A 20947-nucleotide genomic window follows, 5' to 3' on the forward strand; every position below is an offset into this window, starting at 1 on the left:
GATGCATAATTAGCGTTTGTATCAGCTGTCATTAGCCATCAGCTAACTCTTATTCTGGGCTATCCAGCTGACATTGATCCAATGGAATAACTTTTGTTTTAAATTTGATTTTGTAGCCCAGCCATACAGCAAGGAATAACGGAAGTCCGATATACGGCATCACGATATCCAGCCAATGATAGTCTCCAGCTACAAGAATCGGTAAGCTCTGACCGATGACAACGACTAGACATAGCGCAAATGCGAACAGCGGCCCAAATGGGAACCAGCGTGCACGATAGGCGAGATCTTCCAACTTGCGTCCTTGACTCACATAAGCACGGCGGAAGCGATAATGACTGATCGCGATACCGAGCCAAGCGATAAAGCCGCACATACCAGACGCAGACAATAGCCAGAAGTAAACGGCACCGTCTCCGAAGAAGGAAGCTAGAAAAGCGAGCATACCGATGGAAGCTGTTAGTAAAATCGCATTAACGGGAACGCCGCGTTTGCTTAGCTTGCCAAGGAAGCGAGGAGCTTTTCCTTCCTGCGCCAACACGTATACGATACGAGCGGATGCGTACATACCGGAGTTACCTGCGGACAACACGGATGTAAGGATAACCGCGTTCATAACAGAAGCTGCAAATGCGATCCCTGCTTTTTCGAATACCAAGGTGAACGGACTCACACTAATATCCGTAACATCACCCATTAGCAGGCGCGGATCTGTGTATGGAATAAGCATTGCGATTACGAAAATAGCCAAAATATAGAACAACAAGATGCGCCAGAAAATTTGACGAATTGCTTTTGGTACACTTTCACGTGGGTTATCAGTTTCACCAGCTGCGATACCGACAAGCTCAGTTCCTTGAAACGAGTACCCTGCTGCCATAAATACGCCAAGTATTGCAAGTAGGCCGCCATGGAACGGCGCGTCTCCTGTAGTAAACGTATCGAATCCGATAAACCCAGTACGCTCACCGCCTAAAATGCCAAAAATCATAAGTAGGCCGACCGCTAGGAAGATAATAACGGTACCGATTTTAATCATAGAGAACCAGTATTCGGATTCTCCATAACCTTTAACGGACAATAAATTCAACGCTACAATAATGCCAAGGAATAAGAAACTCCATAAGAACGAATTCGTATCCGGGAACCAGTACTTAATAATTAATGTAGCAGCTACAAGTTCGGACGCAATCGTAATTGCCCAGTTAAACCAAAAGTTCCAGCCAAGAGCGAACCCAAGCGCTGGATCAACAAATCGGGAAGCATAAGTGCTGAATGAGCCTGATTCTGGCATATAGGTAGCGAGTTCACCGAGACTCGTCATTAGGAAGTAAACCATAATGCCCACAGCGGTGAAAGCAAGCAGTGCACCACCTGGTCCTGCCTGTGCGATTGCGCCGCCGCTTGCCAGGAATAAGCCTGTACCGATCGAACCGCCTAGTGCGATCATCGTTAAGTGTCTTGTTTTTAAATGCCGTTGCAATTGTTGACTATTATTTGTGTTACTCATAATGTTCGGCACACTCCTTAGATGTTAGGTAATAGTATGACCGAAAAGGTGCAAGTTGCCTCCGAAAATATAAAAAAACCGTCTAAGCGATAATCGCTAGGACGGCTCTATATTCCGTCTCAACTAGCCCCTTGGTCAAGATAGCGCTCCATAGACGGACGGGTAATCCGAATATGGCAGTGCTGCGCCTTTCGGCAGCAGCCCCAGCCTGCACCTTGGAAGTTAGAATGGTACAGACTTCGGCGGGTGTTCCTTTCTGTGAAGTTCGTAGACGCTTCCCGTCTCCCTTCACGTACTAATAACATCCGCAACCTCTACCTCACCTTTGGAGTTGATGAGGATTTAAATAATGTTGTTGTTTAATGATATGACAGTAATAATATAAACAGTAGTATAAAGCAATTCTAGCAGTTGATGCAATATTGAAAATATTTACTGAAATTTTCATGATCATCAAAATACACACATTCAGTAGGTACATGCTTACTGGCGGCTTAGCTGCTTCCAGTACCAAATGGCTAGCTGTGTTCGGTCGCGGAGCTCGAGCTTCGCTAGTATTTCGGTGACATAATTTTTGATTGTTCCTTCACTTAAAAACAGGGTAGAGGCGATCTCTCGATTGGATAGGCCATTCGCAATATGTTGGATGATAGCTTGTTCAGAAGTATTTAACGGATATAACTCCCACTTGGGTTGTTCAGGAACATCTGACTGTGGCGCAGATGCTGACGCTGATGTTCCACTATTGGAATGACGTAACAAATGTGCGAGTTTAAGTGCAACCGATGAATCCATAAGAACCGAACCGCTGTGCACGGTACGTATCGCTTCCATGAGGCGTGATGGGTCGCTGTTTTTAAGCAAATAGCCGCTCGCTCCATGCCGCAGCGCGTCAATAATATGCTGTTCATCATCAAAAGTAGTTAAAATAAGTACTTTTGTAGCAGGACATAGCTGCTTAACGAGACGGGTTCCTTCCACACCATCTCCATCTGGCATACGCATATCCATTAACACCACATCAACGGGCTCGTCAGCTGCAAGGGCTGCTGCTTCGTGGCCGCTTCCACAAGTATGGATGACCGAAAAATCTGGCTGAAGCTGACAGATTAGCTTCAAGCTTTCTCGTATAAATACGTCATCATCGCAGATCATCAATCGAATACTCATCACTGTACCCCCCTAGTATCTAGCTGTTCTTGCTTTAATGGTGATGAGAGCAGCGTATGCTCCTTTATCGAAACAGCGTAAACATTACATTCGTTCTCATTCTCAAAATGAAACGATTAATCTATGTACTTATGGCGGATAGGGAGTCTTGTCTGTATGCAAAACAAAGGCTTTAACATTACCTCGATATGTCCACCCAATGTATGGGCTCTGTCTTGCATTCCTCTAATTCCGATCCCATTTTGAATAGGCTGTAACGGAAGCTGTCCATTATTCGATACTTGCAGTACGACTTGGTTGTGCTCATAGTGCAGTACAATGGATGCCTTAGAGGCAGCGCCATGGCGAATGGCATTCGTCAAAGCTTCACGAGCGTTGCGATATAGGGCTATTTCAACACTGGGATACAGCATATAAGGTATGCCTTCCACCTCATAATCGACATGAAACTTAGCACTTGCATATTCCTGCTGCAGTCGCTCTAATGAATAGGAATGAAGCCGATGATCGGAGGGCTTCAGCCTCTTCACCGTCGAACGCATCAGTTCCATACATGCTGCCAATTGCGAGCGAACTTCAATGAACAGTTTGAATGCTTGTTCTTGATTCGTTGTAGAAACTTCAACGGAAGCATCCATCATCATTTTTAGACGAATAAATTGATGACCCAACTCGTCGTGCAAGTCATGTGCGATCCGGCTTCGTTCTTCAGCCTGACTCATCTCCTCTACAGCTCGCGCGTAGTGAATCATGTCATGATTAGACTGCTGCAGTTCATAAATTTGCTGGCGCAGCTGATCATTTTGCAACACTAAATACTGCTTTTCCCATTCGTACTGTCTTAAGCCATATAGAAGAATCCCTATTACTATAGCTATTAAATTGAAATGAATGATATCAGTCCACGAATAATCGATAAGTGCAGCCAACAGTCCGATCCATGATACGATAAACCCTTTTGCTAACAGGGCAGGGGGCCATGACTTTGGTGCCGTGATCCATGTGGCGATAAACAGAAAGACCAGCAGCGCAGAAAACGTATATATCAAAAATAAGGAATAAATAAGTTCGAGCATAAAGCCAAGCTTTATCCAGTGAGACGGTATCCACATTTGCCTGATTTGGGACAAGCCCAGATAGAGGAATACATAGAAGAAGAACTCTTCTTGATCACTAAACCAACGGAAACCGTTATCGGTGTAGAGTACGGCGATCGAAGTGACGATGGTAAGTATGAACTGAATGAGGACCGTTATGTGACGTTTTAACACCGTTCGCCCACCTCCATGGTTAATTATACCACGAATATGCCTGCACTCCTTTTTAACTTATGACTTTAGTCATGTGTAGAAAGTGACCAATTTGACCTGCCCATAGATCGCAATCGAAGTAATATTAAATTCAAGTACGATGAAATGAACGTGTAGTGATAATAGCCATGATCAGGGGGAGTAGACGTTGAGCATATTAAAAGTGGACCAAATACTAAAACGATTTAATCAGCATGTAGCCGTAGATCATTTGAGCTTTCAGCTTGAAGAGGGAGAAATTTATGGCTTGCTCGGTCCAAATGGTGCGGGAAAAAGTACTACGATCCAAATGATCGTCGGCTTGCTTCCGATTGATCAAGGCGATATTTGGGTAGCTGGTCATTCCGTTAAGAACTCCCCGCTGCGTACGAAAGCCAATCTTGGCTTAGTTCCCCAAGATCTAGCTCTGTATGAGCAAATATCTGCGCGAGATAATGTATTGTTTTTTGGGAAATTGTATGGGCTTAAAGGAAAACAGCTTCAGGAGCAGACAGATGAGGCTTTGGCTAGAGTAGGACTAACAGAGCGGCAATATGATAAGCCAGCTTCTTTCTCAGGTGGAATGAAGCGGCGACTCAACATTGCCTGTGCCATTGCACATCGTCCGCGCATCATTATTATGGATGAGCCTACAGTAGGAATCGATCCGCATTCTCGCAATCATATTTTGGAGTCCGTCCGCAAATTGAATGAAGACGGATCTACGATTATATATACAAGTCACTATATGGAGGAAGTATCTGCGATCTCGACACGTATCGGAATTATGAACGAAGGCAGGCTTATAGCACAGGGCACAGAAGAAGAGCTGAGACAGCAGATTGGCTCGGATGATAAAGTGTTGGTCGAAATATTCTCCGCTTCTGAGCAGCAGGTAAGAGAGGCTGTGCTTGAGCTTAAGCGTCATCCATCTGTTCTTAAAGTGACAGAGCAGGGAACATGCTTGGAATTAGTGCTGCCGCATGGGGAAGAGAGCTTGCAGGATATTTTGTTCATTCTAAGCAAACACGCTGTTCCTGTCCGCTCCATTAGGCGCGAGCAGCCAAGTTTGGAGACGTTGTTCCTTACTCTGACAGGGCGACAGCTGCGTGACTAGGGGGAGATACAGATGCGTTGGTTAACAATTGCTCTTCATGAAATACGAATGAACTTTTCTCAAAAAAGCATTATTTTCGTGATCTTCATTATGCCGCTAATCTTGATATTTGTACTTGGTTCTTCCTTGTCCGGGATGAATATGTTCAAACAATCGGATGTTGAAGTAGAACAAGTGAGCGCTGGTGTTGTCGTGGACGAAAATAGTCCGCTGCAGCAAGCGTTCGATGATTGGATCGAACATGAAAAAGTGAAAGAGTTTGCGGTGTTTAAGCGATATGAGACGGAAGACGAACTGCGTCGTGATGTAAAAAATCAGATCATTGAGTATGGTGTTATCGTACCATCTCCCTCGCAGGGGTCAGAGCCAATTTCGATTACAGGCGTTCAAGGTACGCTTACAATCACCAATCTAACGATGGAAACGCTGATCGATTCTTTTAATGCAGAGGTAGGCAAAACGATAGCCGCTATGAAGCGTGGGGTTGATCCTGCCAAACTGGAAGAAGTCAGGGCGGTAGAAGCGGTTGCTTCTCCAACTGAAGAGAGCGAAATCGTCAAGGTGAATTCATCTAATACAAAAATGGTTTCCGCCATTCAGTATTATGCTGTAGCGATGCTGGTCATGTTTTCATTGTATACGGGGCGGGGACTCGCCGAGTCCTTGTATCATGACCGTTTAAATCAAACGCTGCATCGCACACTAGCATCACCCATACGCATGGTTGATTTCGTAGGTGGTAGAATGCTGGGCCATTTCCTATTTGGTATGCTTCAGTCTGTATTTATTATTGGATTTTCCTCATTTGTATATGGAGTGGATTGGGGCTATAACCTATTTGTAACGTTTGGTGTATGCGCCCTAGTGCTGGTCTGCTCTCTGAGCTTGGGTTTAATCGCGGCAACTTGGTTCAAGTCTCAGCAAGCAATGAAGACATTTATTGAAACGGTCATTGTATTTATGACGGCAGTTAGTGGAGGATTTTTTGCGATACCGGCCGTACAACAAAGTGTGGGCAGCTTCACGATTTCGTATTGGGGAATGGAGTTGTTGACTGGTGTGATGAAGGGTGAGAGCTGGAATGAAATGTGGCTCGGCTTGCTCATTTTGGCGGTGATCGCATTTGTGCTCTGTACGCTTTCTCTTATATTCGTGCGAAAGGCGGTAGTACGATGAATGCGCTAAAAATTGCACAGTTCTACATCCATCGAATTTTAGTGAATAAACGCGCATGGTGGCTCACCTTCGTTCTGCCGACTGTAGTCGTAGTGTTTATGATGGTTACAACGATAACGAGTGTTGTTCCTGTCGTTGTCTGGTACGACGAAGACCAGTCTGTATGGTCCAAACAATTGAAAAATCAATTGGATGAACGATTTGAGGTTGTATTAGCAGCCAATCATACGGAGATGAAGCAAAGTGCCGAGAAATCAGGCTTCGGTATATTTATTCCTGCTGCCTACAGTGAATCCCTTACTGGTGGAGCAACTCCACAAGTCGATATGTACCAAAAAAGTTTGAGCGAGCAGTCCGCACTTGTAAAGCTGGCTGCAGAACAGTTTGTGCAAGAGCAGCAGCTTTTCTTATCTGATACAGAACGGTTGGAAAAAGGCGAGAAGCTAGCTCCAGACCATATGGAGAAGCTGTATGAACAATATTTACAGGAAAGACCTGTTTTAGACATTCAATCTAGCAAGTCTGCTTCTTCCGTCTCCATGAGGATGGCTATGGGCATCTTCCTTATGTTTATTTTTATGAATGCCCTCCAAGCGGTTAGCGTCATGATCGAAGATCGGCACAATCGTACGATGCTTCGTGCCTATGCAGCACCTGTAAGGAATGCAGAAATATCTTTCGGTTATTTCATAGGGGCATTTGCGAACGGAACGATACAAATATCCATTGTATTAGGTATTGTTCATATAGCTTTAGGATCTCGAATTACTTCTTCGATTGGAGCACAATTTTTGTTATTGGAATTGTATTTGTTAGCGATACTTGGGGCTCTTTGTATGGTTAGCGCCTTCTTAACGGATATGAAGCGGTTCACACAGGTCGGGTATGGAATTATCGTTCCGACTTGTATGATTGGTGGATGCTTTTGGCCGGTTTATATTATGGAGCCGTATATGCAGCGGATATCCTATTACGTCCCTCAGCGTTGGGTGCTGGATGCCATCGATAAGCTGGAATCGGGAGCTGCTCTGGAGGCTATCCTGCTGCCGATAGGTATTTTACTATTGTTCACGATTATTTTTCTTGGAGTGGGTGTATCTACGTTCCGTCCGGCTGCACGTGAGGGTTAGCTGCTTATTAATTGGCATTCAAAATATAGAGAATAAATAACGTTGTACCAGTAAGATGAAAACAAGAATAAAGTGTTACATATTGTAAATTTAATGGAAAGGTCTTCTACACGTTTTTGTCGAATAACCGATATATAAAGTATGGGCATCTATGGAATTATTAATCGGAGACAAAGGGGTAAGGGCCTTGAAACTCAATCTACGCACATGGACACTTCGCAACTCACTTAAGAAGAAAGTTTCAGTAGTTATTTTCGCACTTATTTTACTACCTACTATTGGCCTTATCTGGATGCTTACGAACAGCGCCACGAATGAATTATCTGAATCTCAGAAGTCGCAAGTTACGAAAATGTCCCGAACGATGACGGAATCCATTAACGCAATGTACGATGACTATGTATTTGCTTTCCAAGCTTTGGAGAAATCATTGCCGGATATCCAGACGAATGATGCTCAATTGCAATTTCGATTGACTACTATGGATAAGGACACCGATAAAATTCTTGCATCCTATGTGGTGCTCGATGGGAAGCTGCATCATAGTGATGGTGTACAAGGAACTGAAAGTGTTGATAAACAGCCATGGTACACCGAAGCGTTAGCTCAGCCTGGCAAGATTATTACTTCCAAAGTCCGAAAGGACAGTGAAGGAAGAATGGTCATTACGTTCTCACGCACATTGAGTGATGGCAGCGGGGTAATGGGGCTGGATGTAAATACACTGCGATTGGCAGAGATGGCTTCGAGCTTTAAGATTGGCGAAAATGGTTATATTGCACTTTTGGATGAATTCAATCAAGTTATTGTACATCCTGATTATCCACCAGGTTCGATACTGGAAGGAGAAGAGTATGCTGCTCTGCGGATGTCTTCGCAAGGAGAACTAATGTTGAACAGTGAGAAGGCTGAAATGTTTATTTCCTTCAATCGCGATAATAAGTTGAAGCTTAATGTCGTTGGTGTAATGGATGAAGGGGAGATTAAGCAGGTACAGAATCAATTGTATCGTGAAGCGCTTCTTTACCTAGGACTCATTTTACTGTTTATATCAATTGGCGTAATTGCCTTTATTAAATCGATTCTGCTGCCTATTATTCGTCTTCAGCAAATGTCAAAGCGAATCGCTGAGGGTGAGCTGGATGTACGGGTGACGACTAGCCAGCGGAAAGATGAGATTGGGATGCTGGAAAGCCAATTCAATACGATGGCGCTATCACTGGCAAGTGTCATGCGAGAGCTTAGAGATACAGCGAATACATTAGCAGCTTCTTCGGAGCAATTGTCAGCGAACTCGGAGGAGAATGTAGCATCGCTCCAACAAGTAGCTGCTTCATACGAAGAGATTAACAACCGTTCTGATAGTATGAAAATCGAGTTGTCAGGTGTTAACGAGATGGCAGCTCAAGCCGACGGTAAGCTGCGGAATGTCGTCGAACTCGTACAAAATTCTGCTGCCAATGCGAATCAGATTCAATCTTGGGCAGTAGAAGGAGAACGTTCCTTACGTGGTGTGAATGAACAGATGTCAACGATTATGGAGCACACGCAACAAGTTCAGACGGAAACGGATGCACTGCAGGAGAAGTCCAAAGATATACAAACAATCGTTGGATTCATACAGAACTTGTCTCAGCAAATCCACCTGCTTGCTTTGAATGCAGCGATTGAAGCTGCACATGCAGGTGAACAAGGAAGAGGCTTTGCGGTCGTGGCGAATGAAGTTCGTAAATTAGCAGGACAAGCTCAGCAGGCGACGGAACAAATTACGGCTCTGATCGAAGAGGTTGGCACTCGGACGGACGCTGTCGCACAAGCGATGGTCGAAGGAACAGAGTCTGTTAACAGCGGCAGACAGCTGACGAATTCGCTTACGGAGCGCATGACGGAGATGTTTGAAGTGATACAGACCGTTAGCGAGCAATTAACGAATGCAGCTGCGGTAAGCGAAGACTTGGCACACACGAACAGTGAAATGATACAATCCTTCGATGAATCACTTGAAGTAACTGAAAAAGTAGCTGCAGAGATTGAGACGTTGGCTGCGGTAAGCGAACAGCAAAATGCAGCGATGCAGGATATTGCTGCTTCTGCCAATCATTTGGCTTCTATTGCAGATGACTTGCAGCAGGTTACTAGTCGCTATAAGTTGGAGTCGTAAGGATAGCGATGGATATATTTGAAGAACAGGCTAGTAACCTGTAGAGCTCCTTAAGTAAAGTGGTGCGCACCCTTAGATATGGACATAGGGCTATCCTATGCTAATCCATGACCAAAACTAAGGGTGCTTTTTTGTTTTTATGCTGTAATACATAGATATGATGTAGGCGATCCATAGAATGATGTTTATGATGGGCAATGTGAAAGAGTCATCGTTATTAATGGTACGAATAAGTTGGTAGATACTTAGAAATAGTCCTGAAAATCCACATATAAATACAAGCCAAATACGAGCTTTGATCATCTTGTATCACCTCTATAGGTTAGGGGTTGAAAAGTAATTAGGGGATGAAAAAAGCTGACGTCGGTTGAGTATCGTCGTCAGCTTCGTTATTTCATTATGCGGTATGTTAATTATTTGTTTCAATAAAAAATGGTTAAGTAAGATTAATCACGAGCACGCGTCATTTGCTGCCATACCGTACCTGCAGCTTCTTCACCCGATTGGATGCGTTCCAACGCCATACGGGATTGAAGGGCAACCTCAAATTCAGAATCTTCCATTGCATCCGTTAAAGCTTGTACAGCTCGTTCATCTCCGAGATCGTACAAGTAGCGGGCAGCACGCCAACGTACAAGCTTATTCTTATCTTTCAACGCTGTAATCATCGGTTCCATCGCTTGAACATCGCCGATATCAGAGAGCGTATCGCCAGCTGTCCGTCTGACGCTGACGGAAGAATCTTTTAGCGCGTGAATCAACAACGGCATAACTTCGGCTGTCTTAATCTCCCCAAGATATACGACAACTTGGCGGCGAATTTGGCTGTGGTCATCTTCGATCAATTTCTCCAGCAGCGGCAGGTTAGCTTCTTCTGGCTCCAACTGCTCCAGTGCTGCATAACGCTTGCGCCAATCGCTATCTTGAAGTCCAACTTCGATCGCAGCTTGATCCCAAGCAATGCGCTCCTCCACGAATGGTTCGTTGGATTGCTTCGACTCGATGGCCTGCTTGATGACAGATTGAAGTCGCTCATCGGTAAAGGTTGCTTCGAGCTCCTGCTCAACCTCACGTGCAATCGTCGGAAGGTCACCGTAGCGAGTACCATATTCGCTAAGCTTGCGCTCTTTGATCAATGTTGCGCTGGCAACTTCTTGGACAGCCTTCACGAATCGTTCGCTAAGACCGATGCGCTCTTCTTGCCCGCCTGCTTGGACACGAATTTGCATCGGGATGCCACGGAAATATTGCACATATACATGTGCCTCTCCGAAGCTATAGTTTCCAGGCTCTTCTTCAGATCCAGAACCTTGCTCTTGAGACCAGCCAAATATATCTTGAACTTGACGTAAGATAACAGCCCAATCGTGACTTGGCTTGCGATCGAGCGCAATAAAGTCAGCGGTATGGAATAGGCTCTTTACGCCGTCGATTTCTAATAATTGTTGAATCAAACGAGGCGCATTTTGTTTGTGCTCGGGCGTATACGTACGTCTAACGCCTTCGTCCAGTCGCTCGTCCAAGTCAAGCTTCATACTATTTGGACTTGGTGTAGGTTCGATACGAATGAGTTTCATCTATGATCCTCCTTGGTTGATACGAGTACATTTATTGTACATGAATGAGTGTGAGCCTACAATGAATCAAGTAAACGAAGTACGGGTATAACGTACTTAACAAGCATAATTGGAGTGCCGTTGGAAATGACCTTCCTCACATGATACGATATAGCAATAATCATTGTTATTTTATAATGAGTATGCTTATTTTAATGATGAAAACATGGAGCGCTAGTGCGTGGTAGAAAATTATTTTTAATATAAAAAACGGCGAGGTGAAGGCATGTTACGCTCTAGAACAGTTCGGAAATATCATAATATGGATAACGTTATGACCGAGAAGACGTGGAAGCAGTTCAAGCGTTGGCGTTCGGAGCGTCGTCTGCGTCTCCGCAAGAAGGACTATTCCTACGTCATTCCTCATGTGGAGCCTAATTTGGCCGCATTGAAAGAAAATCGATCGAATACGACGATTACTTGGATTGGCCATTCCACATTTTTATTGCAAATAGGTGGACTTAATATCGTTACTGATCCGGTATGGGCGATGAAAATGGCGTTGGAAAAAAGGTTGAGTCCCCCAGGAATTCCGATACAGGATATGCCGGAACTGGATGTCGTGTTGATTTCTCATTCCCATTATGACCATTTGCATGTTGTATCTCTTCGCCAGTTGGTGAGAGAGCAAACGATTATTATTGTTCCTGCTGGCTTAAAAGGGAAGTTGGCTCGGAAAGGCTTCCGAAATATTGTGGAGCTGCAGTGGTGGGAATCGATTCAAGTTGATCAAGTTACTGTAACATTCGTGCCTGCTCAACATTGGACGAGGCGCTCTTTGACCGATATGAATCGCTCGCACTGGGGTGGGTATGTGCTGGAACGCATCGGGTCGCATGTGGATGAGATTGAACCAAATTTCAATCTAGACGAATCAGAGGAAGCGTTGGAGAAGGCGAAAAGCTATAAAGACACTGTGGAGCATGTAGATGATGTAAGCACGATCTACTTTGCTGGGGACAGTGGCTACTTCCGTGGCTTTAAGGAGATTGGAGAACGGTTCGATATTGATGTAACCTTGATGCCGATTGGCGCTTATGAGCCTGAATGGTTTATGAGCGCACAGCATGTGAATCCTGAAGAAGCTCTGCAAGCCTTTGTGGATGTTCGTGCTAAGCTGATGATACCGATGCATTACGGTGCTTTCAAATTGGCGGATGATACGCCAAAAGAAGCGATTGATCGTTTGATGGCAGAGCGAGAACGTATAGGTATTGAGCCTGAACGCGTGCGCCTGCTTGTGCTTGGTGATACGTGGGAGGGACAAGAGTTACCGGTTCTATCAGGCAATGAAGAGTAGAAAAAAGAAGCCCTGTGAAAAGTAGTTTGTCGCCCGGACAGAATAAGTTATAGTGTTTAAATACGAAACGAAGTGTTACATGCTCAGTTTGTGGAAGTACGATAATTTTATGAGTGCTGAATAGATTGAAGAAGTGAGTCGTATGTGTCTCGTATAGATATGCAGCGTCTTAAATGAACAGGGCTATCCTATGGCGGCTAGATATTTCTAGCTGTTAAGGATAGCCCTGTTTGTTCGTGTCAGATGGTTAATACTTTGTGTAGCTTAAGATCTAAGTTTCCAACGCATCGACAGAGTCAGCTGTTGATGGATGATACTCATGCCATGATCTTGTAACGTTGCATATTAGCGTTTAGGGTTGCTGCGTTGCGCTGATTTGGCATATTTTGAGAGCTTCTTCGCTGCTTCATTCATGACCCGCTTCGCTTGTTCTTTTTCACGACGATCTGCATAAGCCAACTCACGCTGGAGCTTGCGATAAGCCTGCAGGCGGTTGGATTCCAACTCGCCTGTTTCAATGGCAGCAAGGATTGCACAGCCAGGTTCCCGCTCATGACGACAGTCGCGGTAGCGGCATTGCTCAGCAAATGATTCAACATCTTGAAACGTATGTGAGATGCCAAGACCCGACTCTTCATCTGTTCCTGTAGTGAGTCCAACCTCACGCATGCCAGGCGTATCAATAAGCCAGGCTCCGTTAGGAAGGGCCATTAGCTCACGATGTGTCGTCGTATGACGGCCTCGATTGTCGTCTTCACGTACAGCTTGCGTTGCCATTCTCGTGGAACCCGTGAGGGCGTTCGCGAGTGTGGATTTGCCCACCCCGGAGGAACCGACGAGTACGACGGTAGAGCCGGGGGCGAGATAGGCAAGCAGGCGGTCCATGCCTGTGCCGTTTTGAGCCGACACAGTGAATACGTCGGCTCCAGGCACTGCCTGCATCGCCTGCGCGACGAAGGCGGATTCCTCCGCAGCGTCAGCGACTGCGTCGGCTTTGGTGAGCACGACAGCTGGCATAGTCCCGCTGTCGTATGCAAGCGCGGCATAGCGCTCCAGCCGCCGCGGCTCGAAGTCGCTCGTCATCGAAGTGACGAGCAAGGCCGTATTGGCATTGGCCGCGACGACCTGCGCGTCGGACCGCGAGCCCGCGACTTTTCGCGCGAAGCGCGTGCGCCGCGGCAGCACGCCTACGAGCACAGCGCGGCCATCGGCCGGCCGTGGGACGACGGCAACCCAGTCGCCCACCGCTGGCCAGTCCGCGGGCGTCAGCATGCTCGCCCGCGCTTGCCCTGACGGCTCGGCGAGCCATTCGCCGCCGGCGCCGATCACCCGGTACAGGCGCTTGTGCGACTGCGCCACGCGCGCCGGTACCCAAGCTTCCCCGTAGCGGCGATGCACCGCTTCGGGCACGGACTCCTCCCAGGCACGCCATGCTGCGTCCCAAGATTCGTCCCAACCAAGCGCTTCAAGCGTGTAATTAACCGCTTCTGTCGCGTCCCCCGCTGCATCGCTGTCAGCCAACGTTCCAGCTAGCGAAGATGCATTGACCTCTACGAGCAGTGCATCATCAATGTCTATATCCGACAACAGCGACGCATTGTCGTCTGCTGTACCTACAGCATCTGGCGCGCGATCATTTGCATGGCCTATATTTTCAAATTGTGAAATATTCGAATTGTTTTTGTTATGCTCGTTTGTATGACTTGTTTCCTTTTTGTGTGAATCATTCGTCTTAAAATTAAATTCGTTCAATGTGATTCTCCCTTTGTGTGTTGGATTAGACATAAGTGACAAAACGACACAAGTAAATGGGAGAATCCCGCTTGGATACGCCTTAGCGGTAGTCTTTCTTTTCCTTTACGTGCAGCACGTATTCAAACAATTAGGTTTGGTATGACAACAATCCTTGTTCTTATTATCAAGAAAGTGTCACGATATCGGTTGCACGAAGTGCTAAGGGGCCAACGGAATCTCCCTCATATTAACAACAGTTCTCATATAACATCACTCACTTTCTTGTTTGATACTTTTATTATAGCTTTTGAAAAATAAGTTGGAAAGATGTGTATGCTAATTGCATACTTACAAGCACATATGGTCATCAATATGTACATAGGAACCTTTTACCGCGTTCATGAACGACGAGAAATGTGCTCATTCTTACTAGAGCACATTTATGCAGGCAGAAGCGCTATTCATATGCTTCGCATCTTTGCTTGGCTGAATACCAGCAAGGAGTACTTTCGCCTATAGCTGCACGTCATATCCTTGATGAGGAACAACAATTGTAATCAATATTTGGCATTCATTTTGTTTCTATTTGGTTTCATGCTTTTTTCACTTAAATGTGTTATAATGTTCGCTTAATACTATTAGGAATAGGGGACGGTTTAACGATGATTAATACAACAGGCGTTACGCTTCGTTACGGCAAGCGCGCATTGTTCGAAGACGTGAATATTAAGTTCACACCGGGCAACTGCTACGGGCTTATCGGTGCTAATGGAGCGGGCAAATCGACCTTTTTAAAAATATTGTCAGGTGAAATTGAACCAAACAGCGGCGATGTGCATATTGCGTCAAGCGATCGTTTATCTGTATTGAAGCAGGATCATTATGCGTATGATGAGTTCAAAGTGCTTGATACAGTTATGATGGGACACGAGCGTCTTTACTCGATTATGAAAGAGAAAGATGCATTGTATGCAAAGACAGACTTCACTGAAGAAGACGGGATGCGTGCGGGTGAGTTGGAAGGCGAATTCGCAGAGCTTAACGGTTGGGAAGCAGAGTCTGACGCAGCAGAGATGTTGATCGGTCTTGGCATTTCAAAAGACTGGCATGACAAGCTCATGTCTGAGATTGATGGCAGCGAGAAAGTTCGCGTTCTCTTAGCGCAAGCCTTGTTCGGTCGTCCGAACATCTTGCTTCTTGATGAGCCGACGAACCACTTGGATCTTGAATCGATTAAGTGGTTGGAGAGCTTCTTGATGGATTATGAAGGAACCGTTGTTGTGGTATCTCATGACCGTCACTTCTTGAACAAAGTATGTACGCATATTGCTGATATTGACTTCGGTAAGATCCAGCTTTATTCGGGTAACTATGACTTCTGGTACGAGTCCAGCCAATTGGCACAGACGATGATGCGCGACCAGAATAAGAAGAAGGAAGAGAAGATCAAGGAATTGCAGGCATTCATCCAGCGCTTTAGCGCGAATGCGTCCAAGTCCAAGCAAGCAACTTCTCGTAAGAAAATGCTCGACAAGATTACGCTTGACGACATTCGTCCTTCGAACCGTAAATATCCGTTCATCAACTTCAAGTCTGACCGTGAAGCTGGTAAACAGCTATTGACGATCGAAGGTTTGTCCAAGACGGTTGATGGCGAGAAATTGTTCGAGAACTTGCATCTTATTGTAAACAAAGGTGACAAAATCGCGCTTGTTGGACCTAACGGTTTGATCAAATCGACTTTGATGCAAATCCTTATGGGTGAAGTTGAAGCTGATGCAGGTACGTTCAGTTGGGGAATTACAACATCTCAAGCATATTTCCCGAAAGATAACTCTGCTTACTTCGAAGGCGTTAATGACTCATTGGTAGATTGGCTTCGTCAGTATTCCAAAGACCAAGACGAAACATTCTTGCGCGGATTCCTAGGTCGCATGCTATTCTCTGGTGAAGAAGCGTTGAAGAAAGCAAGCGTATTGTCCGGGGGAGAAAAAGTTCGTTGTATGTTGTCCAAAATGATGATGACGGGTGCAAACGTGCTTCTGTTGGATGAGCCAACGAACCACTTGGATCTCGAATCCATTACAGCGCTCAACAATGGACTTATCGACTTCGATGGTACGATGCTGTTCACGTCTCATGACCATCAGTTCATGCAAACGATCGCGAACCGTATCATTGAGATTACGCCGAACGGTGTTATCGACCGTGTAATGTCTTATGACGAATACCTTGAAAGCGACGAGATTAAAGAACTGCGTAAGAAATTTTACGCAGCAGAATAGAAGTTCGCAGTAGTTCATGAATTTCTACTCTTTATCTCGAAGCTAACAAATATAGCTTAGTGGTAATACAGCAGTAAGCGGCAATACATGCAGTGGCTCAAGCAAGTGTAGCAGATTGATTTCTTAAGGAAGACGCTCCGCTTCAAGGCAAGTCGAAGCAGGGGCGTCTTTTTGTTGCTTCATTCCGTTTGTGTTATCGATAACACAATAAATTTACACTATTTAAGAAGACTGCTGTACAAACAATAAGTCAGCGTCCATGGTGATAATTGAACTCGATGCTCTTGTTTTTTTGATTTTTCGGCAGGATCAAATGTCTTAATGGTTGTCATAGCGGTTATTGAGGTTGCATGTCCCTTTTTTAATATTTAAAGGATGACAGTGAGCTTATTGGCTCTTTGGAGCAATGTTATTCATCAATATTGCTAATATAAGCTCCCGTATGACCGTTACATTTTTAAAATGGACATTTCTGCAGAAATAAGCTCAACTACGCTCATTAGCGAGGTGGATGGGGGAAATATGCCGCACGATGCTGTGTCCGATGATTATAATTGCTGGGCGATGTTTACACTATCCTTAAGGATGATGCGGCCCATATGTAGGAATCGTTGCATTATCGTGTTTCTAGATTCGGGATTATAGCTAAGAAATGATTTTTGGTTTATATAAATTGGTTTATATAAATAAATAATGATTAGTTCGTGGTAGCGATAGAAGGGAATTTGGACATGGATATTTTATTGGCTCTTGTCCCTGCGTTATTCTGGGGAACCTTATTGCTTGTTAGCTCCAAACTTGGAGGAAAAGCGCATCACCAACTCGTCGGTATGACATTTGGTGCTCTATTGTTTGCGATTGGAATTTATCTATTTAAGCAGCCTGAATTGTCCACAACGATATGGACTGCTGGTATTATTTCTGGTGTATGTTGGGCGCTTGGTCAGTACAATCAGTTCTCTGCGGTTCAATATTTAGGCGTATCTCGTACCGTTCCAATTTCGACAGGGATGCAGTTGGTTGTAACGACATTGTTCGGCGTTATTGTGTTCGGTGAATGGTCGACGACAACTTCCGTCATTCTAGGAATTATTGCGATTGTCCTTCTTATTATCGGTGTTGTATTTACTGTAATGGAGGACAAGCAAGCGAATAATCAAGGTACGCAAATGAGCGGCGGTAGTCATATGCAAAAAGGAATTGTGCATCTGGTTATCTCCACAGTCGGGTTCGTTGGTTATGTCATTATTCTTCGTTGGTTCGAAGTAGACGGTTGGGCAGCCATTTTGCCGCAGGCGATTGGTATGGTACTTGGTGGTTTGCTCTTGACGTTGAAGCATAAGCCATTTAACAAATACACATTCCGCAACATCCTTACAGGTGCTTGGTGGGGAGCTGGTAACCTTGCATTACTACTATCGATCCCGCTTATCGGCGTAGCAACAAGCTTCTCTTTATCACAAACGGGTACGATTATTTCTACTTTAGGTGGTATCTTCTTGCTGAATGAGCGGAAGTCCAAGCGTCAAATGGTATTCGTTATTATTGGTTGTCTGCTTATCGTAGTAGGCGGCGTTATGATCGGATTTACAAAGGAATAGAAACAGCAATATATAACAGAGAGGTTCTCTTTCGTCTTAATGGACGGAGAGAACCTCTTTTTTTTATTCCCTATTAAAATAACAGATTAGGAGCAATAGATATGTCGTTTGGCGTGGTGTCCACGATAATGGTAGCTATGTTTGTATTTGCCTTCAGATCGATAACTTGCACAACATTTTCTGAAAACGTAGTGATATAGGCTTTTTTACCATCTGGTGTAATGGCAATAGATCGTGGACCGTTACCTAGCGGGATCGTTGCATTGTTAATAACAGCATTCGTGATCGTATTAATGACTCGAATTTCGTTTGTTGTACTTGCAGTTACATAGGCCTTCGTACCATCTGGTGTAATCGCAATATCAAATACCCCCGTACTTGGGGACAAGTTTATTGTGGTAATGATAGAGTCAGTAGCTGTGTCTATGACAACAACATTATTTGTATTCAGGCAGGCGAACACTTTGCTGCCATCTGGCGTGGCGGCGATGTTGAATGGACTAGCAACAAGCGGTATTGTTGTGAGGACAGACAGCGTATTTGTGTTAATTACGGTGATGCTAGGTCCGCTGAAATCAGTCACGTAAGCTTTGCTCATAGGTAAAGAAAAAGCTAATGCAAATGGGTTAATTCCAGTTGGGATTGGAGCGCCTATTGGAGTATTCGTATCGACATCGATCACGACAACATTGTTTGACATCGCATTTGCCGAATAGACCTGGAGACCATCAGGTCTCATTAATACGCTTTGGGGAAGGCCTCCGGTTGGAACCGATGTAATCAACGTACTGGTCGTCGTATCAAATACATCGACCACGTTTGAACCTTGAACAGCTACATACAGACGTGTTCCATCTGGCGTAGAGGTGGAGGCAGAAGCTATTGTTGGATCAGTCGTTAACGATTGCACGACTTGATTAGTAGAGGTATCAATAATCGTGACCCTAGCTGAAGCAGTGGAAACGTATGCGAACAAGGGAGTAGGAGCTGTAGCAGGGACGTTAAGTGTACGAATGATGTCGCTGCCCGCATTATATAGCGTGACATGAACGGCGATATCATCTTCCCCAGGTCCACTGCTAATGACCCTTACCCCGAAGGCACTGCCTAACGCGACGAGCCCGGAAGATAAAGTGTTGTTTGGGTTACCTCTAGGTTGGAGGTGAAACAAGCTTGTAAAAAGTAGATTGTTGGTCTGCGTACCGAATACGAGTGGAGGTAGTTCATACAGCTGTATGCTCACATTTGTAGGAAAAAGGCCTGCATTAACAGCACTGACCTCTGCAAAAGCAGCTCTTCCTGTCTGACTGTTATCTATTGGTCCCGAATCGTATAGAGGCATACACTCATCACTTCCTTTTTCTGTAACATTAATTTTTGTTGTATGAAGCTAAAATAATAAATTCGGAGTAATCGCTATTTCTGAAGGCAGCACTCCAGTCGAAATGAGCTGCTGTCTTGTATTTGTTTGCAGATCCACAACAGCAATATAATTTTCAAGTGTGGCAGTTACAAATGCTTTTTTGCCATCCGGTGTGATTGCGACGCCTCGAGCGCCCATGCCGATCACGACTGCTTGGGAGGGAACTTCGATATCTGCTTTGGTGTCGACCATGAACAGCATACCCGCGACGCTGGCGGTGACATAGGCGCGTGAGCCATCGGGGGTAATGGCAACTTGAGCTACACCCGACCCAACGGGAAGTGGGATGGCAGGTAGCAAAGCGTCTGTTGCTGTATCGATGACGGCAAGGGTGTTGAGCTGTACACAGACGTATGTCTTTTGATCGTTAGGTGTGGTGGCAATGCCAACAGGATTGGCAGGCAGCGGGATCGTTCCTGTTGGTACTAACGTATTGGTATTAATAATCGTTACGCTCATTCCGTTGGAGTTGGTGACGTATGCCTTTGCTTGCGACAATACAAAGGAGACGGCGAATGGCATGGAGCCTGTTAGGATGGGGGCACCAACTATAGTATCTGTTGCTACGTCTATGACAGAGACGGAGTTGTCGTCAATATTCGTTACATAAGCTTGAGCGCCATCTGGCCGGACGAACACACCTACTGGACCAAGTCCGACAGGAATGTTCGTAATCAACGTATTAGTAGCTGTATCGTATACGTCTACAGAATTTGTACCTTGGACGGTTACATACAACTTGCTTCCATCTGGAGTTAGAGCCACGCTCGTAGGGTCAGTGGATGTTGTGGATATAAAGGTAGTTACTTGCTCGGTATCAGCTTCGATCACACTTACGTTATCCGAGCCGTTATTTACACCGTAAACAAGTAATGGGGTAGGCGAGGTGGCAGGGACATTAAATGTACGAATAGTACGATTGTCTGCATCATAAAGAGTCACATGTACAGCGACATCATTTTCGCCAATTCCGCTGCTAATAACTCGTACACCAAACGTACTGTCTAAAGCAACGGGTCCAGAGGAAAGTGTGTTGTTGGGATTGCCTCTTGGATAAAGGTAGAATAGGCTCGTAAAAAACGGATTGCTTGTCTGTGTGCCGAATGCGAGTGGAGGCAATTCGTATAGCTGCACACTCACGTTTGTAGCAAACCGTCCTGCGTTAACGGCGCTGACCTCTGCAAAAGCAGCCCTTCCTGTCTGGCTATTATCAATCGGTCCGGAATCATAAATAGGCATACGCTCACCCACTTCATATAGTTACTTCTAGCATATGGAATTTGAACTTTCTTTGGATGTGTGGATGACTAGCATAAGCAGGATTGGGTTCCTCTAACATGGGATGATGTTGAGACTGTGAGTAAGAATAAGAAACGGGTGAAGGTAAGGTATGCAGAAAGTAGCTGTTCACAATCGCTATGAAACGCGTTAACGC

The 20947-nt window shown here is 45.1% G+C and carries 14 protein-coding genes and 1 riboswitch; of the genes, 7 read left to right on the forward strand and 7 right to left on the reverse strand.

The genetic code is table 11. From position 1 onward, the window contains the following. Window positions 1-49: 49 nt before the first annotated feature. The 3 genes from FPZ44_RS00900 to FPZ44_RS00915 all read right to left on the reverse strand — a co-directional run bounded on the left by FPZ44_RS00900 (window position 50) and on the right by FPZ44_RS00915 (window position 3951). On the reverse strand, window positions 50-1510 hold the full coding sequence (locus tag FPZ44_RS00900; RefSeq protein ID WP_144986532.1) for an amino acid permease: 1461 nt from the start codon (window positions 1508-1510) through the stop codon (window positions 50-52). A 133-nt stretch (window positions 1511-1643) separates the two neighbouring features. Then, window positions 1644-1835, reverse strand: a riboswitch (Lysine riboswitch). Between the two features lie 158 nt (window positions 1836-1993). Beyond that, window positions 1994-2680: a response regulator transcription factor gene (locus tag FPZ44_RS00910; protein WP_144986536.1), complete on the reverse strand. Its 687-nt coding sequence runs from the start codon at window positions 2678-2680 to the stop codon at window positions 1994-1996. Between the two features lie 116 nt (window positions 2681-2796). Then, window positions 2797-3951, reverse strand: coding sequence for a sensor histidine kinase (locus FPZ44_RS00915; RefSeq protein ID WP_144986538.1), 1155 nt, complete (start codon window positions 3949-3951; stop codon window positions 2797-2799). A gap of 187 nt (window positions 3952-4138) precedes the next feature. Between FPZ44_RS00915 and FPZ44_RS00920 the strand changes: the two genes are divergently transcribed. The 4 genes from FPZ44_RS00920 (at window position 4139) to FPZ44_RS00935 (ending at window position 9553) form a co-directional block, all read left to right on the forward strand. Continuing rightward, window positions 4139-5086, forward strand: coding sequence for an ABC transporter ATP-binding protein (locus tag FPZ44_RS00920; protein ID WP_144986540.1), 948 nt, complete (start codon window positions 4139-4141; stop codon window positions 5084-5086). A 12-nt stretch (window positions 5087-5098) separates the two neighbouring features. Continuing rightward, the gene (locus FPZ44_RS00925) at window positions 5099-6262 is read left to right on the forward strand and encodes an ABC transporter permease (protein WP_144986542.1); all 1164 of its coding nucleotides are present in this window, start codon (window positions 5099-5101) and stop codon (window positions 6260-6262) included. Continuing rightward, window positions 6259-7392, forward strand: coding sequence for an ABC transporter permease (locus FPZ44_RS00930; RefSeq protein WP_144986544.1), 1134 nt, complete (start codon window positions 6259-6261; stop codon window positions 7390-7392). The genes FPZ44_RS00925 and FPZ44_RS00930 overlap by 4 nt, the downstream gene beginning before the upstream one ends. 187 nt (window positions 7393-7579) lie before the next feature. Further along, window positions 7580-9553 carry a methyl-accepting chemotaxis protein gene (locus FPZ44_RS00935; protein WP_186785865.1) on the forward strand — a complete coding sequence of 658 codons (1974 nt, stop codon included), beginning with the start codon at window positions 7580-7582 and terminating at the stop codon, window positions 9551-9553. Window positions 9554-9999: 446 nt separating this feature from the next. Here the strand turns inward: FPZ44_RS00935 and FPZ44_RS00940 are convergent, their stop codons facing one another. Next, the gene (locus FPZ44_RS00940) at window positions 10000-11130 is read right to left on the reverse strand and encodes a virulence factor (RefSeq protein ID WP_144986547.1); all 1131 of its coding nucleotides are present in this window, start codon (window positions 11128-11130) and stop codon (window positions 10000-10002) included. Between the two features lie 265 nt (window positions 11131-11395). On the opposite strand from FPZ44_RS00940, the gene FPZ44_RS00945 reads away from it, so the two are divergent. After that, window positions 11396-12469, forward strand: a complete 1074-nt coding sequence (locus FPZ44_RS00945; protein ID WP_144986549.1) for an MBL fold metallo-hydrolase — start codon at window positions 11396-11398, stop codon at window positions 12467-12469. 345 nt (window positions 12470-12814) lie between these two features. Here FPZ44_RS00945 and rsgA read toward each other — a convergent pair whose 3' ends face one another. Next, on the reverse strand, window positions 12815-14221 hold the full coding sequence (gene rsgA / locus FPZ44_RS00950; protein ID WP_261378159.1) for a ribosome small subunit-dependent GTPase A: 1407 nt from the start codon (window positions 14219-14221) through the stop codon (window positions 12815-12817). Between the two features lie 644 nt (window positions 14222-14865). Between rsgA and FPZ44_RS00955 the strand changes: the two genes are divergently transcribed. Both FPZ44_RS00955 and FPZ44_RS00960 read left to right on the forward strand, forming a co-directional pair. Beyond that, window positions 14866-16488 (forward strand): ABC-F family ATP-binding cassette domain-containing protein, encoded by a 1623-nt coding sequence (locus FPZ44_RS00955; protein WP_144986553.1) that lies wholly within the window; start codon window positions 14866-14868, stop codon window positions 16486-16488. A gap of 731 nt (window positions 16489-17219) precedes the next feature. After that, on the forward strand, window positions 17220-18089 hold the full coding sequence (locus FPZ44_RS00960; RefSeq protein ID WP_144986555.1) for a GRP family sugar transporter: 870 nt from the start codon (window positions 17220-17222) through the stop codon (window positions 18087-18089). A 73-nt stretch (window positions 18090-18162) separates the two neighbouring features. On the opposite strand, the gene FPZ44_RS00965 is transcribed toward FPZ44_RS00960, so the two are convergent. Together FPZ44_RS00965 and FPZ44_RS00970 are read right to left on the reverse strand one after the other, a co-directional pair. Continuing rightward, window positions 18163-19431 (reverse strand): beta-propeller fold lactonase family protein, encoded by a 1269-nt coding sequence (locus FPZ44_RS00965; RefSeq protein ID WP_144986557.1) that lies wholly within the window; start codon window positions 19429-19431, stop codon window positions 18163-18165. Window positions 19432-19479: 48 nt separating this feature from the next. Continuing rightward, window positions 19480-20751, reverse strand: coding sequence for a beta-propeller fold lactonase family protein (locus FPZ44_RS00970; RefSeq protein ID WP_144986559.1), 1272 nt, complete (start codon window positions 20749-20751; stop codon window positions 19480-19482). Between the last annotated feature and the right edge of the window lie 196 nt (window positions 20752-20947).

The sequence above is a fragment of the Paenibacillus agilis genome (assembly GCF_007786455.1).
In the GTDB taxonomy this organism is placed as follows: domain Bacteria; phylum Bacillota; class Bacilli; order Paenibacillales; family Paenibacillaceae; genus Paenibacillus_B; species Paenibacillus_B agilis.

Coding starts and splice junctions, on each gene's coding strand:
- FPZ44_RS00970 (WP_144986559.1), bottom strand. CDS start 20,751: ATGCCTATTTATGATTCCGGACCGATTGATAATAGCCAGACAGGAAGG.
- FPZ44_RS00900 (WP_144986532.1), bottom strand. CDS start 1,510: ATGAGTAACACAAATAATAGTCAACAATTGCAACGGCATTTAAAAACA.
- FPZ44_RS00930 (WP_144986544.1), top strand. CDS start 6,259: ATGAATGCGCTAAAAATTGCACAGTTCTACATCCATCGAATTTTAGTG.
- FPZ44_RS00945 (WP_144986549.1), top strand. CDS start 11,396: ATGTTACGCTCTAGAACAGTTCGGAAATATCATAATATGGATAACGTT.
- FPZ44_RS00960 (WP_144986555.1), top strand. CDS start 17,220: ATGGATATTTTATTGGCTCTTGTCCCTGCGTTATTCTGGGGAACCTTA.
- FPZ44_RS00955 (WP_144986553.1), top strand. CDS start 14,866: ATGATTAATACAACAGGCGTTACGCTTCGTTACGGCAAGCGCGCATTG.
- FPZ44_RS00925 (WP_144986542.1), top strand. CDS start 5,099: ATGCGTTGGTTAACAATTGCTCTTCATGAAATACGAATGAACTTTTCT.
- FPZ44_RS00910 (WP_144986536.1), bottom strand. CDS start 2,680: ATGAGTATTCGATTGATGATCTGCGATGATGACGTATTTATACGAGAA.
- FPZ44_RS00940 (WP_144986547.1), bottom strand. CDS start 11,130: ATGAAACTCATTCGTATCGAACCTACACCAAGTCCAAATAGTATGAAG.
- FPZ44_RS00965 (WP_144986557.1), bottom strand. CDS start 19,431: ATGCCTCTATACGATTCGGGACCAATAGATAACAGTCAGACAGGAAGA.